General features: G+C 54.8%; 15 protein-coding genes and 1 pseudogene. 13 read left to right on the top strand and 3 right to left on the bottom strand.

Features of this window, described 5'->3' with window-relative positions:
• Positions 1-13 precede the first annotated feature (13 nt).
• Both kdpA and kdpF read right to left on the bottom strand, forming a co-directional pair.
• Positions 14-1702, bottom strand: a complete 1689-nt coding sequence (gene kdpA, locus EHN07_RS02270) for a potassium-transporting ATPase subunit KdpA (protein WP_124022599.1) — start codon at positions 1700-1702, stop codon at positions 14-16.
• Positions 1702-1791, bottom strand: coding sequence for a K(+)-transporting ATPase subunit F (kdpF, locus tag EHN07_RS02265; protein WP_081908377.1), 90 nt, complete (start codon positions 1789-1791; stop codon positions 1702-1704). Before kdpF ends, kdpA begins: the two co-directional genes overlap by 1 nt.
• 308 nt (positions 1792-2099) lie before the next feature.
• Here kdpF and EHN07_RS02260 point away from each other — a divergent pair, with 308 nt between their 5' ends.
• The 9 genes from EHN07_RS02260 to menE all read left to right on the top strand — a co-directional run bounded on the left by EHN07_RS02260 (position 2100) and on the right by menE (position 10343).
• Complete coding sequence (locus tag EHN07_RS02260; RefSeq protein WP_124022598.1) at positions 2100-2306, top strand: YbfA family protein; 207 nt, start codon at positions 2100-2102, stop codon at positions 2304-2306.
• An 88-nt stretch (positions 2307-2394) separates the two neighbouring features.
• Positions 2395-2844, top strand: a complete 450-nt coding sequence (locus EHN07_RS02255; protein ID WP_124022597.1) for a GNAT family N-acetyltransferase — start codon at positions 2395-2397, stop codon at positions 2842-2844.
• Between the two features lie 62 nt (positions 2845-2906).
• Entirely contained in the window at positions 2907-3206 is a 300-nt protein-coding gene (gene elaB, locus EHN07_RS02250) for a stress response protein ElaB (protein ID WP_124022596.1), read from the top strand.
• 123 nt (positions 3207-3329) lie between these two features.
• Positions 3330-4631 carry an isochorismate synthase MenF gene (menF, locus tag EHN07_RS02245; protein WP_124022595.1) on the top strand — a complete coding sequence of 434 codons (1302 nt, stop codon included), beginning with the start codon at positions 3330-3332 and terminating at the stop codon, positions 4629-4631.
• Positions 4632-4713: 82 nt separating this feature from the next.
• Positions 4714-6384 carry a 2-succinyl-5-enolpyruvyl-6-hydroxy-3-cyclohexene-1-carboxylic-acid synthase gene (gene menD / locus EHN07_RS02240; protein ID WP_124022594.1) on the top strand — a complete coding sequence of 557 codons (1671 nt, stop codon included), beginning with the start codon at positions 4714-4716 and terminating at the stop codon, positions 6382-6384.
• The gene (gene menH / locus EHN07_RS02235; protein WP_124022593.1) at positions 6381-7163 is read left to right on the top strand and encodes a 2-succinyl-6-hydroxy-2,4-cyclohexadiene-1-carboxylate synthase; all 783 of its coding nucleotides are present in this window, start codon (positions 6381-6383) and stop codon (positions 7161-7163) included. Before menD ends, menH begins: the two co-directional genes overlap by 4 nt.
• Complete coding sequence (menB, locus tag EHN07_RS02230) at positions 7160-8017, top strand: 1,4-dihydroxy-2-naphthoyl-CoA synthase (protein WP_124022592.1); 858 nt, start codon at positions 7160-7162, stop codon at positions 8015-8017. The genes menH and menB overlap by 4 nt, the downstream gene beginning before the upstream one ends.
• On the top strand, positions 8017-8982 hold the full coding sequence (gene menC, locus EHN07_RS02225) for an o-succinylbenzoate synthase (RefSeq protein WP_124022591.1): 966 nt from the start codon (positions 8017-8019) through the stop codon (positions 8980-8982). The genes menB and menC overlap by 1 nt, the downstream gene beginning before the upstream one ends.
• Positions 8979-10343: an o-succinylbenzoate--CoA ligase gene (menE, locus tag EHN07_RS02220; protein ID WP_124022590.1), complete on the top strand. Its 1365-nt coding sequence runs from the start codon at positions 8979-8981 to the stop codon at positions 10341-10343. The genes menC and menE overlap by 4 nt, the downstream gene beginning before the upstream one ends.
• 43 nt (positions 10344-10386) lie before the next feature.
• On the opposite strand, the pseudogene EHN07_RS02215 reads toward menE, so the two are convergent.
• Positions 10387-10623, bottom strand: a pseudogene (locus tag EHN07_RS02215) (tripartite tricarboxylate transporter permease); the annotation flags it as partial.
• Between the two features lie 161 nt (positions 10624-10784).
• On the opposite strand from EHN07_RS02215, the gene EHN07_RS02210 reads away from it, so the two are divergent.
• From EHN07_RS02210 to EHN07_RS02195, 4 genes are all read left to right on the top strand, one after another.
• Positions 10785-11357 carry a hypothetical protein gene (locus EHN07_RS02210; protein ID WP_124022588.1) on the top strand — a complete coding sequence of 191 codons (573 nt, stop codon included), beginning with the start codon at positions 10785-10787 and terminating at the stop codon, positions 11355-11357.
• Positions 11358-11365: 8 nt separating this feature from the next.
• Complete coding sequence (locus EHN07_RS02205) at positions 11366-11809, top strand: type II toxin-antitoxin system YafO family toxin (protein WP_124022587.1); 444 nt, start codon at positions 11366-11368, stop codon at positions 11807-11809.
• Positions 11810-12385: 576 nt separating this feature from the next.
• Positions 12386-12928, top strand: coding sequence for a YfaZ family outer membrane protein (locus EHN07_RS02200; RefSeq protein ID WP_124022586.1), 543 nt, complete (start codon positions 12386-12388; stop codon positions 12926-12928).
• 108 nt (positions 12929-13036) lie between these two features.
• On the top strand, positions 13037-14242 hold the full coding sequence (locus EHN07_RS02195; protein ID WP_124022585.1) for a nicotinamide mononucleotide deamidase-related protein YfaY: 1206 nt from the start codon (positions 13037-13039) through the stop codon (positions 14240-14242).
• Positions 14243-14286 lie beyond the last annotated feature (44 nt).

The raw sequence follows: 14286 nt of genomic DNA, 5'->3' as shown, positions 1-14286 counted from the left end.
GGAAGCCTCTTAATCACAAATTCACTACAGAAAGGTGTTCCGCAACCGGGCCTAAAGCGAGGGCGGGAATAAAGGTCAGCGCGCCGACTAACAGCACGGTGCCAATCAATAAGCCGATAAACAGCGGGCCGTGAGTGGGCAGCGTGCCGACGCCTGCGGCCTGCGGCTTTTTAGTGACCAGTGAGCCGGCAATCGCCATCACCGGGATAATCACCGCAAAGCGGCCGAACCACATGCACACCGCCAGCAACACGTTCCAGAAAGGGGTATTGGCGCTTAGCCCGGCGAATGCGCTGCCGTTGTTATTGGCAGCAGACGACACGGCATAAAGCACTTCGCTAAAGCCGTGAATACCTGGGTTAAGCATTCCGGCACGTCCCGCTTCAGTCATCATCGCCAGCGCGGTGCCGAGCAGCACCAGCGTTGGCGTCACCAAAATCGCCAGTGCGGTCATTTTCATTTCGGCCACGTCTATTTTTTTACCGAGATATTCCGGCGTGCGGCCAATCATCAGCCCGGCGATAAACACCGCCAGCAACACGAACAGCAACATACCGTAGAGGCCGGAACCCGCGCCGCCAAACACCACTTCACCCATCTGCATCAGCCACATCGGGATCATGCCGCCGAGGGCGGTGAAGGAGTCATGCATCGCGTTAACGGCCCCGCAGGAAGCCGCGGTGGTAATCACCGAAAACAGGCCGCTGACCAGAATACCGAAGCGGCTCTCTTTGCCTTCCATATTGATATTGCTGTCAGCGCCGAGCGGCATAAAATGTGTGTTCCCACGGGTTTCCGCCCACATCACCACCACGACGCAGATAACAAAAATTACCGCCATTGCCCATAAAATGGCGTGGCCCTGGCGTCTGTCTCCGACGGTTTCACCAAAGGCAAAGCACAGAGCGGTTGGGATCAAAAAGATCGCCAGCATTTGAACAAAGTTAGTGAGCGCGGTCGGGTTCTCGAACGGGTGGGAAGAGTTGGCGTTAAAGAAGCCGCCGCCGTTAGTGCCGAGCATTTTGATCGCCTCTTGCGAAGCAACCGGCCCCATCGGCAATAGCTGATGCGCGCCTTCGAGGGAGGTGAAGGGCTGATATGCCGCGAGGTTTTGCAACGTGCCCTGGCTGATAAAGAACAGCGCAATGAGCAGAGCGATGGGCAACAGGATATAGAGCGTGATACGCGTTAAATCAGCCCACGCGTTACCGAGCGTGTTAGCACTCCGGCGTGAAAATGCGCGGATAAGCGCAAATACCACTGCAATTCCGGTTGCCGCTGAGAGGAAATTTTGTACCGTCAAACCGACCATCTGGCTGAAATAGCTCAGCGTGGTTTCACCGCTGTAAGACTGCCAGTTAGTGTTGGAGACAAAACTGACCGCGGTGTTTAACGCCAGATGCCAGGACAGCCCCGGTAGCTGCTGCGGGTTAAGCGGCAAACTTCCCTGGGTTAATAAGATAACGAACAGCAACACCAGGCCAAAAACGTTGAAGGCAAGGATTGCTGCCAGATAACGCTTCCAGCTCATTTCCTGGGTGGTTTCGGTTCCCAAAACTTTCAGGAACAGCGAATCCACTTTCCCGATTATGGGCAACGGCTCGCCATCGATTAAGCGCGCCAGCACGCTTCCCAACGGTTTCGCCAACGCAAAAAGCACCAGCAGGAAACTGGCTATCAGTAACAATGCGGAGGCGGCCATCAGAATGCCTCCGCGTTGATCAGGGCATAAATTAAATATCCCAACAGCATAAACACCAGCACCACTCCGGCTATCAGACCTGCACTCACAATCCACCTCGTAGTCATAAGGAACTGGAGCGAGTGTGAAAGTTTGCGTGCAAAGATGTCGTAAAAGTCAGGGGGCGGGGTGTAAAAAAAGTATAAAAATGGCAAAGGCCATTAATTAACTAATGTTTAGTATTTATTTAACTATTTCGTAACTTAATTACGCGACGGGTGGTAAATTTGTGGCAAAAAGTGGCTTTAAGTGGTCGGAGGAGTAGTAAACTTTCAGCCAGTGCGATACTATTTTAGCCAGTTAACAACATCTGATTTCCCGGTATTTGCTGCCGGTCACATAATGGAGGGAGAAACCAATGACTCTATATAAAGACTATCCGCTGCATCAGGTCTTCCTGCGTCGTATTTGCGTGGTAGTGGTGGGCATCCTGGCCCTGCCGGTGATGCTGTTCTGGAAAGACCGCTCTCGTTTTTACAGCTACCTGCACCGCGTGTGGTCGAAAACCAGCGAAAAACCGGTGTGGATGGCGCAAGCCGAAGCGGCATCCGGTGATTTTTACTGAGTTTGCTTATCCTGAATGAAACCGCCGCTTGCCGGCGGTTTTTTTCTGCGTGAAGATAAGCTGGCACACAACGACGAGGGGCGGCAGCATGTTGATTTGGCAAGATTTACACCATTCAGAATTAAGCGTCAGCGATCTCTACGCGCTTTTGGCATTGCGCAATGAAGTGTTTGTGGTTGAGCAGAACTGCCCCTATCAGGATATTGATGGCGATGATTTAACTGGCGAGAACCGCCATATTCTCGGCTGGCAGGGCGGCAAACTGGTAGCCTATGCCCGCATCCTGAAAAGCGACAGCGAATTTGATCCGGTGGTGATTGGCCGCGTCATTATCGACAAAAGCGTGCGCGGCGAAAAGCTGGGTTACCAGTTAATGGAGCAGGCGATGGCGTCTTGCCGGCAATACTGGCCGGAAAAAACGCTCTATTTAGGCGCGCAGGCTCATTTGCAATCGTTCTACGCTCGCTTTGGTTTTACCCCGGTGACGGAGGTGTATGACGAAGATGGCATTCCCCACATCGGTATGGCGAATCATTAAGCGAAAAGCATGAGTATTGTCTATAGTTAGCGGACGAGTATTTTTTAACACGGAGAACAGTGATGCAACCGTACGAATCTCGTCTTGATGATGATTTAACCTTGCTGAGTGAAACGTTAGAAGAAGTGCTGCGTTCCTCAGGCGACCCGGCCGACCAGAAATACATTGAGCTGAAAGAACGTGCCGAACAGGCGCTCAGCGAGGTGAAAGCGCGGGTCAGTAATGCTTCAGATAATTACTATTATCGTGCCAAACAAGCTGTTTATCGCGCCGATGATTATGTCCGTGAAAAACCCTGGCAAGGAATTGGCGTGGGGGCCGCGGCGGGGCTGGTATTAGGTCTGTTACTCGCCAGACGCTAATTCAACATCGGCACATAACTTACCCGTGTGCCGATTAAAGAAAATCTTACCCACTGGGTGGGATTTTTTTTTGCCGCCATCACCACGTATAATCCGGGGTTTTCAGGGAAGGTGAGGTTGAACGTGAATTCAGTTGTCGTCGCGCTGCAGCAGTTACAGCTGGCATTGAACGCAGAATTTGCGGATGCACCGGGCTTACAGCAGCTCTCCTGTGCGGTTACCCTGAGCGATGCTTCAGATGCGCTCGCCTGGCTGACTACTCAACGTCTTTATCCCCAGTTTTACTGGCAGCAGCGCAATGGCGATGACGAAATCGCCGCCCTCGGCGCGCTGCGTCAGTTCGATACATTAGCTGCGGCCCGGGCGTTTATCGCAGACCATGCGGACCAGCCGGCTCTGCGTATTACCGGGATTAATGCCTTCTCGCCTGATAGCAGCTGCTTATTTCTCCCTCGTCTGGAATGGCGACGCACCGGCGGCGATGCCTTTGTCTATCTTCATCTGTTTAGTGAAACATCATTGCAAGAGGATGCACGGGCGGCCCAGCAATTTCTTGCACAGCTGCTGCCGGCGAAACAATTACCGATGCAGCGCCTGAATTGTGTCGGTGAACAACACATTCCTACGCAGCCCGAATGGAACCAGCTGATTGAGCGGGCAACGGCCGCCATTGAGCAGCGCGAGCTGGAGAAAGTGGTACTGGCGCGGGCAACCGACCTGCAGTTTACCTGTGGGGTTTCCGCCGCCGCATTTATGGCGTCCAGCCGCCGGGTCAACCTGAATTGCTATCATTTCCTGATGGTATTTGATGCCAGCCATGCGTTCCTTGGCTCAAGCCCGGAGCGCCTGTGGCGGCGTATCGATAGCGCGCTGCGCACCGAGGCGCTGGCCGGAACGGTCGCTAACCACCCTGACGATCATCGTGCCTGGTCTATGGGGCAATGGCTGCTAAAAGATGATAAAAACCAACGTGAAAATATGTTGGTGGTTGAAGATATCTGCCAGCGTTTGCAAAAAAACGTGGGGGCGATAGAGGTGCTGCCACCGCAGGTGGTGCGGCTGCGCAAAGTGCAGCATTTACGCCGCTGTATCTGGAGCGATCTTGCACAGCCAGACGATGCCGCCTGCCTTGCGATGCTGCAACCCACCGCCGCGGTGGCCGGTTTGCCACGCGATGCGGCGCGGGATTTTATCGCCAGCCATGAACCCTTTGAGCGCGAGTGGTACGCGGGTTCAGCCGGTTATTTATCGCAGCGCCAGGCCGAGTTCTGCGTCGCATTACGATCGGCAAAAGTAACGAATAATATTGTGCGTTTATATGCCGGAGCAGGCATAGTTGCGGGTTCTGACGCCGCGCTGGAGTGGCAGGAGATCGAGAATAAAGCCGCAGGGCTGCGAACGTTACTGACGAAAACCACGTTCTGAGTCCCGGTTTACCAACGCACATCAAAATAACCGTTCCAACAATAATTATAATGAGTCAGCAAAATTGACTCAGGACTGAACTATGTCGATAAGCTCGTTTAACCGCCGTTGGGCTACGGTAATTCTTGAAGCGCTAACCCGCCACGGTGTACGCCATGTCTGCATCGCGCCGGGTTCGCGTTCTACGCCGCTGACGCTTAGCGCGGCCGAAAACCGGGCTTTTATCTGTCATACGCACTTTGACGAACGCGGTTTGGGGCATCTGGCATTGGGTCTGGCAAAGGCCAGCCGGACGCCCGTGGCGATTATCGTCACCTCTGGCACCGCCGTCGCAAACCTCTATCCGGCAATTATTGAAGCCGGGCTGACCGGGGAAAAGCTGGTGGTGCTCAGCGCCGATCGTCCACCCGAGCTTATTGATTGCGGCGCAAACCAGGCGATCCGTCAGCCTGGCATGTTCAGCACCCATCCCACTCAATCCATTAATTTGCCGCGCCCGACGCAGGATATTCCCGCGCGTTGGTTAGTTTCGACCATCGACAACGCGCTTGGCCAACAAACGGGCGGCGCGGTTCATATCAACTGCCCCTTCGCCGAACCGCTCTATGGCGAACCTGATGAAACCGGCGTGAGCTGGCAGCAGGCGCTGGGCGACTGGTGGCAAAGCGATAAACCCTGGCTGCGAACGGGTTCCGCGCTGGAAGCAATCAAACAGCGTGACTGGTTCTTCTGGCGGCAAAAACGCGGCGTGGTGGTTGCCGGGCGTTTGAATGCCGAAGAAGGCAAACAGGTTGCTGACTGGGCGAAAATGCTGGGCTGGCCGCTGATTGGCGATGTGCTATCGCAAACCGGGCAGCCGCTGCCGAGCGCGGATCTATGGTTGGGTAACAGCCAGGCCGTCACCGAGCTTGCCGAAGCGCAAATTATTATCCAGTTTGGCAGCAGCCTGACGGGCAAACGCGTACTGCAATGGCAGGCGACCTGCGAGCCGGAAGAATACTGGCTGGTGGATAGCCTGGCAGGCCGACTTGACCCGGCGAATCATCGCGGCCGCCGCTTATCGTGCGATATCCGCCAGTGGTTGGAACTTCATCCGGCCGAAAAGCGTGTGGCATGGGATGAAAAGCTCACCACGCTGGCAAAAATCGCCCAGCAAGCGGTGAAAAAGGGCACGGCTGAATTTGGTGAAGCGCAAGTGGCTGCACGTTTGCCTGAACTGTTACCGGATGCCGGGCAGCTGTTCGTTGGCAACAGTTTGATTGTTCGCCTGGTGGACTCGTTCGCACAAATGCCCGTGGGCTATCCGGTTTATAGCAACCGTGGCGCAAGTGGTATCGACGGTTTGCTCTCAACGGCGGCCGGTGTGCAACGCGCCACCGCGCGTTCGACTCTTACCATTGTGGGCGACCTTTCAGCGCTTTACGATATGAACTCGCTGGCGCTGTTACGGGAAGTCTCCGCGCCTTTTGTCCTGCTGATTGTGAATAACAACGGCGGGCAGATTTTCTCGTTATTGCCAACGCCTGCCGCGGAACGCGAGCGTTTTTACTGTATGCCGCAGAATATCAATTTTGCCCATGCGGCGGCGATGTTCGGCCTTGGCTACCACAACCCGACAAGCTGGGACGGGTTACAAAAGGCGGTCGATAACGCCTGGCGCACTCCGCGCACCACAGTCATCGAGCTGACGGTTGGCGAAACCGACGGTGCGCAAACGTTGCAGCACCTGCTGGCGCAGGTCAGCCAGGCATGATGTTACATGGGGTTTTTCGTGCCGGGCGCGATGCAAACTTGCCATGTCTGGTCTGGCTGCACGGTTTTTTAGGCAGCCAGCAGGAATGGCAAACCCTTAGCGCCAGCTTTACCGACTGGCCGCAGTTGTATATCGATTTACCCGGTCACGGAAAATCGGCGGATATTAAGGCCGAAAGCTTTCAACAAGTTGACGCATTACTGCGTGAAACCCTGCTTAGTTACAACATCCTGAAATACTGGCTGATTGGTTACTCCCTGGGCGGGCGCGTGGCGATGTACCATGCTTGCCACGGGGAGTATGCGGGTTTGCAGGGGTTAATTGTTGAGGGAGGGCATCCGGGGCTTACGGATGAAAATGCACGTTGTGAAAGACGAATCAGCGACTTGCGTTGGGCGCAGCGATTGCGTACCGATCCCTTAAAAGCGGTGCTCACCGACTGGTATCAGCAAGCGGTGTTTCAGTCGTTAAATGACGCGCAGCGCCGCGAACTCATTGCCGTTCGCAGCCAGAATAATGCCGCAACGCTTGCCGCTATGCTTGAGGCCACATCGCTGGGCAACCAGCCCGATCTACAGGCTGCGCTCGCTCAGCTGCCGCTGCCTTTTTACTATCTATGCGGTGAGCGGGATGAAAAATTCCGCGCCGTGGCTAATAGCCTGGGACTCACACCGCATCTCATTACCGCCGCAGGCCACAATGCGCACCGGGAACATCCGGCTGCGTTCAGTGCTTGCCTGCTCAATTTATTGCGAAAACCTGGCGAGGATACACCATGATTTACCCGGATGAACAAATGCTCTATGCCCCGATTGAATGGCAGGACTGCTCGGAAGGTTACACTGATATTCGTTATCACAAATCTGCCGATGGCATTGCGAAAATCACCATTAACCGCCCGGAAGTGCGTAACGCATTCCGCCCGTTGACCGTCAAAGAGATGATTAACGCGCTGGCCGATGCCCGTTATGACGACAACATCGGCACCATCATTCTGACCGGCGAAGGTGAAAAGGCGTTCTGCGCGGGCGGCGATCAGAAAGTGCGTGGTGATTACGGCGGCTACCAGGATGCCAGCGGCACCCATCACCTGAACGTGCTGGATTTCCAGCGCCAGATTCGCACCTGTCCAAAACCTGTGGTGGCGATGGTTGCTGGCTACTCCATCGGCGGCGGCCACGTGCTGCACATGATGTGTGACCTGACGATTGCCGCTGAAAACGCAGTCTTCGGCCAGACTGGCCCGAAAGTCGGATCCTTCGACGGCGGCTGGGGCGCTTCCTACATGGCGCGTATTGTCGGCCAGAAAAAAGCCCGTGAAATCTGGTTCCTGTGCCGCCAGTACGATGCGAAAGAAGCGCTGGAGATGGGCCTGGTTAACACCGTGGTGCCGAATGCCGAACTGGAAAAAGAAACCGTGCGCTGGTGCCGCGAAATGCTGCAAAACAGCCCGATGGCGCTGCGTTGCCTGAAGGCGGCGCTGAACGCTGACTGCGACGGCCAGGCCGGTTTGCAGGAGCTGGCGGGCAATGCCACCATGCTGTTCTATATGACCGAAGAGGGCCAGGAAGGGCGCAACGCGTTTAACCAGAAACGCCAGCCGGACTTCAGCAAATTTAAACGGAATCCGTAATGCGGCGCGTCGAACTGTGGCGCTTTCAGGTGCCGATGGATGCGGGAGTGGTGCTGCGCGAGCGGCGCCTGAAAACCCGCGACGGTTTGCTGGTACGGCTGACGGATGGCGATAAACAAGGCTGCGGTGAGATTTCACCGTTGCCGGGGTTTAGCATTGAAACGGTCGAAGAAGCGCAAAGCGAAGCATTGCTCTGGCTGCAAGCCTGGCAAACGGGTAATGACACTGACTTACCCGAAATACCGTCGGTGGCGTTTGGTCTGAGTTGTGCGCTGGCAGAAATCAGTGGGGAATTGCCCCTGGCCGCAGATTACCGCGCAGCTCCGCTGTGCACCGGCGATCCGGACGAACTGTTCGAAATGCTCAGCGCTATTGATGGCGAGAAAATCGCCAAGGTGAAGGTCGGATTATACGAAGCGGTGCGCGACGGCATGGTAGTCAATTTACTGCTTGAAGCGATGCCCGATCTGCGTTTGCGTCTTGACGCTAACCGCGCGTGGACGCCGCTCAAAGCGCAGCAGTTCGCTAAATATGTGAACCCGGATTTGCGCTCGCGTATCGCCTTTATCGAAGAACCTTGTAAAACCCGCGAGCAGTCGCGCGCGTTTGCTCGTGAAACCGGGATCGCTATCGCCTGGGACGAAAGCCTGCGCGAGCCTGATTTTGAGTTTGCCGCCGAACCGGGATTAAGCGCGCTGGTTATCAAGCCCAGCTTAACCGGCAGCCTCGGGAAAGTACGCCAGCAGGTTGAGCAGGCACATGCATTAGGGTTGACGGCGGTGATAAGCTCCTCTATTGAAACAAGCCTCGGTTTGACGCAGCTGGCGCGAATTGCCGCGTGGTTAACGCCGAAAACTTTACCGGGCCTTGATACGCTTTCATTGATGCAGGCGCAGCTGGTACGCGAATGGCCTGACAGCCCTTTACCCTGCTGGCCGCTGGAGTCGCTTGAGCGAGTGTTATGATTTTTCAAGATTTCCCCTGGCAGCACTGGGCGCAGATCCGCGGCGGCGAGGCGGCTTTAACTGCGGGTAATGAAAGACTGAACTGGCGAGAGCTGTGCCAGCGCGTTGACGCGCTGGCAGGCGGCTTCCGGCAGCAGGGGGTGTTTGAAGGGCAAGGCGTTGTGCTGCGTGCGAAAAACTGCCCGGAGATGGTTTTCGCCTTTCTTGCGCTGCTGCAATGCGGCGCGCGCGTTTTACCGCTCAATCCGCAGCTCCCGGAATCGCTGCTCGAACAACTGCTTCCCGATCTGACGATCAGCCATGCGCTCACCTTAGGCGCGCCGCTTAGCCTGGCAAATATCACCCCGTTAACCCTGCTGAACAGCGAGCCTTTTCAGGGGCAATGGCAGCCAGCAAGATTTGCCTCAATGACGCTGACCTCCGGCTCCACCGGTTTACCCAAAGCCGCAGTGCATACCGCGCAGGCGCACCTGGCAAGCGCGTCTGGCGTGCTGACCGTAATGAATTATGCACCGCCTGACCGGTGGCTGCTGTCGCTGCCGCTGTTCCATGTCTCCGGCCAGGGCATTTTGTGGCGCTGGCTGCTGGCGGGCGCTGGCATGGTGGTGCGTGATTTACATCCGTTAAATGAGGCCTTGCAGGAGTGCACTCACGCTTCCCTGGTCCCGACGCAGCTCTGGCGTTTGCTGGAGCAATCGCAGCCGCTGGCACTGCGTGAAGTATTGCTCGGCGGCGCGGCGATCCCCGTTGCGTTGACGCAAGCGGCACAAGAGAAAGGCATTCATTGCTGGTGCGGTTATGGGATGACCGAGCTGGCTTCAACGGTATGCGCGAAACGCGCCGATGGCCTGCCGGACGTAGGGGAAGCGCTACCGGGGCGTGAAGTGAAAATCGTTGACGAAGAGGTGTGGGTCCGCGCCGCCAGCCTCGCCTCCGGTTACTGGAAAGCGGGGCAGCTACTGCCGCTAATCAATGCGCAAGGGTGGTATGCCACCCGTGACCGCGGCGTTATACAGGGTAAACGCCTGACGATCGTTGGCCGTCTGGATAATTTGTTTTTCAGCGGTGGAGAGGGGATCCAGCCGGAAGAGGTAGAAAGCATTATTGCCCAACACCCGGCGGTGAAACAGGCGTTCGTTGTGCCGATAAACGATGTCGAATTTGGCCAGCGTCCGGTGGGGATAGTCGAGGCCGATGAGGATTTTGACCTGGCGCAGCTAACCGAGTGGCTGCAGGGAAAAGTTGCCCGTTTTCAACAGCCGGTGCGCTGGCTGAGTTTGCCTGACGAGCTAAAACAGGGCGGGATTAAGATTTCGCGCCTGCAATTAAGGCTGTGGGTGAAAAGGGTCGCTAAGCTGTAAGGCGGATAAGCGCAAGCGTCATCCGCCATTTTTACCCGGGATATTACCCCATATCGACAGCCGCTTTTCGCTGACGGCGAACCACACGCAGAATCGGCGGCGCGGTAATGACCAGAACGGCCATGATAAGCAACCCTTTTGCCACCCCGCTTTCCCACAGAATACTCAGCCCGCCGTTACTGATAGACAGCGCGCGGCGCAGGTTCTGCTCCAGCATTTCCCCTAACACAAAGCCCAGAATTAACGGTGACATTGGGAAGTGCATTTTGCGCAGGATATGGGCTTTTTGTTCATGCTAGTTCACGGTGGTTCACTCCAGTTCACCTTGCTCAAATATGAGTAATGGTATTAAACTGCTATCAACAACTAACGTTGTACTTAGCCAAAGACCCAATCTTTGGCCTTGTGTCATAGGTGCTCCTGCATCATTAGGAGAACGTTATGCATACTATTCAAGTAGATAAAAATAATATGCCACTTTTTGATACCTTCAAAACAGCTACAGTTGTGGGTTTGCTCATGCAGCAAGTCTCATCTGTGGCTTATCATGAAGGAGATAAGAACCCTAGCAACCCGTATAGCTATCATCTTAGTAGCGAGACAACCAGCCAGATACGGGGGCTTATGATGGATGAGTCTGTAGGATTCATCAAAGAACTGACTGCGACGCTAAATCAGGCGTACTCCGTGTTGCTGCGTTCTAATGAATCAAACCAGGAAACTTTCATTAAGAAACTGGACCCAGTTCAAACCGACCTTGTAGAGCTTCAGCTTCGTGGTCTTGAAGGGGCAATTAAGAACGTTTATACGAAGTGTTCTGGCGAACAAAGCGAATTGGTCAAGCCAGCTCTGATTGCAACGGCTCAAGCCAGGGCGTCTGCTGCTAAGTTAAATCATCTGATTAGCCAGATGATCACCCATGTCGATACTTTTGAAAGTAACATCAACATGGAAGGACTCAGGGCTCTTGCAAAACACGGAACGAACGTCTTCGAATCCGGTAAATTTCACTGAGGTAAAAATTGCACATCACTGTGGATTATAATCGCGATAGTTATGGTTACTATCTATCTCCAGTCTTCGTGCAATTTCCATCGCTGGAAAAGACACTTCTGGAAGATTTTAAGTTGTACAAGGCGACAGGTAAGCTACCTGATTACTTTGGGCGAGATACTGCTTATGACCGACCTAATGATATACAAGACTCAGGGTTGTGGCATATTCACCTGTCTTTGGGGAATGACAAATTCAAGGTTAATCCCAAGTCCAGAACTGCAACTGACCAGAAGACAATGCAATGGAACCGAACATCTGATACTGCTCTCGTGTACGCGAAGGGGTTGCTTGATGAAAACAGCTATTCATTGATTGCTGTTTTTACACCATCTGCGCATAACAAGGCGAAAGACTACGACAGGATGAGAATACTGGCCGAGTACGCAAGAAAATTTTCAATGCAAATCTAAACCCACCACTCGGTGGGTTTTTGTATGGTGTGCCGGGCATGCTCAGCAGCGAAAGTCCTCTGTCCAGCCTGATGGTGGCGAAGGACTAGTGAAGCGCAAGGGCGTCGTCGCGAGGCGGGGTCTGAAGGAAGCGTGAATCAAAATCATGACCTGACGAACAGAAACCCGATATAAGGCCTACCCGGCTGGCAGAGCAAGCCATTGATTGCGAAGGCCATAACCATCAAGAGCCGGGGTGGTAGATTGGGCAGGTGTGTGGTGAAAGCGGCCTGAGTTATTGCGTTCGACGCTGGGTGGGCTACTGGTGAGAATGAGGTTTGCTGATACTTAGCCGCAGGTGCGTCATAAAACTCACTGTGTACCAAAATAAGTCTTTGGCAGTCACATTGGTAGCAACACGCTATTTCATCGCTGTTGGTAACGTTCCCTTCGACATTAGTATGATAATTCCTGTTGTTATCATTTTCTTACAAAGGAATGATAAAAAGCACTGCTGGCACATTGATTACCTCAATCCTGGCTGTAAAATCGGCCTCTTTTCAGGGACCTCCCTTTTTTCTGCTCAGGATTGAAAGCATGAACAAATTATTAATGGCAAGCGTTGCCGCTCTGGCACTGGTTTCGGCATCGGCAAGCGCGATTAGCCTTAGCGGCCAGGCGGGTGAAAAATACACTAACCTGTCCGTAGGTTTCGGTCAGGATTCCGCTGGCCTGACGATGAGCGGCAACTATGCGCATAACGATGATGACGGCGATGTTGCCGGCCTGGGGCTAGGTCTGAATGTGCCATTGGGTCCATTCATGGGTACCGTAGGCGGCCGTGCCGTGTATCTGAACCCTAAAAATGGCGATGAAGGTTATGCGCTGGCGGTGGGCGGCGGTCTGAGCTGGCAGGTATTCGATGGTGTTACCGTCTTCGGTGATTACTACTACTCCCCGGATTCACTTTCCAGCGGCGTAAAAGACTACCAGGAAGCCAGCGCTGGCGCGCGCTGGACCATTATGCGTCCTGTTACCGTTGAAGCAGGCTACCGCTACATTGGCGTCGAAGGTAAAAATGGCAACCGCGATAACGCCATTGCCGACGGCCCGTACGTGGGCATCAGCGCCGGCTTCTAATCTCCTTTATGCTTCAGGTCGCTGCAATGCGGCCTGTTTATTTCCCCCAGCCCCTCTCTGTTTGCGTATAAGATACCGTTAAGCTTTATCCTCCCGCGGAGCAAACTAATGATAAAAGTAGAAATGTTGTCTACCGGCGACGAAGTGCTGCATGGTCAAATTATTGATACCAACGCGGCCTGGCTTGCTGATTACTTCTTTAACCAGGGGTTACCGATGTCGCGCCGCAATACGGTGGGCGACAGGCTGGAAGATTTAATCGCGGTGCTCAAAGAGCGCAGCGAACAGGCTGATATTCTGATTGTGAACGGTGGCCTCGGGCCAACCAGCGACGATCTCAGCGCGCTTGCCGCCGCTACTGCCGCAGGCGTGGAGCTGGTTATGCATCAGGCGTGGCTGGCACATATGGAGCGTTTTTTTGCCGAACGCGGACGCGAAATGGCCCCGAGCAATCGCAAGCAGGCGTTGATTCCGGCGACCAGCGAAATGGTCGATAACCCGGTCGGCACCGCCTGTGGATTTGCGCTACGGCTGAACCGCTGCCTGATGTTTTTCACCCCGGGCGTGCCTTCCGAATTTAAGGTGATGGTGGAGCAACAAATTATGCCGCGCCTGCGTCAGCGTTTCGAGCTGCCGGAAGCGCCGGTGTGCCTGCGCCTTACCACTTTCGGGCGTTCCGAAAGCGAACTTGCCCAAAGCCTTGAGCCGATTTCTTTGCCGCAAGGCGCGGTGATGGGCTATCGCTCATCAATGCCGATTATCGAATTAAAACTTACCGGCCCCGCAAGCCAGCGCGCGGCAATGGAAGCGGTGTGGCCAGAAGTGCAGCGTGTTGCTGGCGAAAACGCCATTTTTGAAGGTACTGACGGTTTGCCTGCGCAGCTGGCACAGCGCCTGCGGGCGCAATCGCTTAACGTTGCGGTCAGCGAGCAGTTCACCGCCGGGCTGTTGTGCTTGCAGCTTTCCAGCGCACAAACGCCGCTGGGTAACAGTGAAGTGCTTGCTTCTTGCCCTGAACGCCCTGAAACACTCAGGCAGACGACTGAGCGTGCAAAAGCCTTCGCGTTGCAGGCGGGTAGCGCGCTGGCGCTGGTGGTGGGGGAGCTGGAGGACGATCGCCTGAATTTCGCGCTTCATACGCCACAAGGCAGTTACGGCCTGCAAGTGAAGTTCAGCGTCACCAGCCATGCCCTGCGTACACGCCAGGAAGTCTGCGCGATGATGGCGCTAAATATGCTGCGTCGCTGGCTCAACGGCTGGGATGTGGCGGCTGAACACGGCTGGGTGAATGTGGTTGAGGTGATTCGTGCTTAGTCAGCAACATAGCTAAATGAGCTGGCTGACAAAGAAGGAAAAGC

The organism is Buttiauxella warmboldiae (assembly GCF_003818135.1).
GTDB lineage: Bacteria > Pseudomonadota > Gammaproteobacteria > Enterobacterales > Enterobacteriaceae > Buttiauxella > Buttiauxella warmboldiae.
Note: the sequence above shows the minus strand (reverse complement) of the source record. Positions and strands in the feature narration are given on the sequence as shown.

What these genes read in the sequence shown, in the direction of transcription:
- EHN07_RS02210 (WP_124022588.1), top strand. Translation starts at nt 10,785, where the DNA reads ATGCATACTATTCAAGTAGATAAAAATAATATGCCACTTTTTGATACC.
- menE (WP_124022590.1), top strand. Translation starts at nt 8,979, where the DNA reads ATGATTTTTCAAGATTTCCCCTGGCAGCACTGGGCGCAGATCCGCGGC.
- elaB (WP_124022596.1), top strand. Translation starts at nt 2,907, where the DNA reads ATGCAACCGTACGAATCTCGTCTTGATGATGATTTAACCTTGCTGAGT.
- EHN07_RS02195 (WP_124022585.1), top strand. Translation starts at nt 13,037, where the DNA reads ATGATAAAAGTAGAAATGTTGTCTACCGGCGACGAAGTGCTGCATGGT.
- EHN07_RS02255 (WP_124022597.1), top strand. Translation starts at nt 2,395, where the DNA reads ATGTTGATTTGGCAAGATTTACACCATTCAGAATTAAGCGTCAGCGAT.
- kdpA (WP_124022599.1), bottom strand. Translation starts at nt 1,702, where the DNA reads ATGGCCGCCTCCGCATTGTTACTGATAGCCAGTTTCCTGCTGGTGCTT.
- menC (WP_124022591.1), top strand. Translation starts at nt 8,017, where the DNA reads ATGCGGCGCGTCGAACTGTGGCGCTTTCAGGTGCCGATGGATGCGGGA.
- EHN07_RS02260 (WP_124022598.1), top strand. Translation starts at nt 2,100, where the DNA reads ATGACTCTATATAAAGACTATCCGCTGCATCAGGTCTTCCTGCGTCGT.
- EHN07_RS02200 (WP_124022586.1), top strand. Translation starts at nt 12,386, where the DNA reads ATGAACAAATTATTAATGGCAAGCGTTGCCGCTCTGGCACTGGTTTCG.
- menD (WP_124022594.1), top strand. Translation starts at nt 4,714, where the DNA reads ATGTCGATAAGCTCGTTTAACCGCCGTTGGGCTACGGTAATTCTTGAA.
- menB (WP_124022592.1), top strand. Translation starts at nt 7,160, where the DNA reads ATGATTTACCCGGATGAACAAATGCTCTATGCCCCGATTGAATGGCAG.
- menH (WP_124022593.1), top strand. Translation starts at nt 6,381, where the DNA reads ATGATGTTACATGGGGTTTTTCGTGCCGGGCGCGATGCAAACTTGCCA.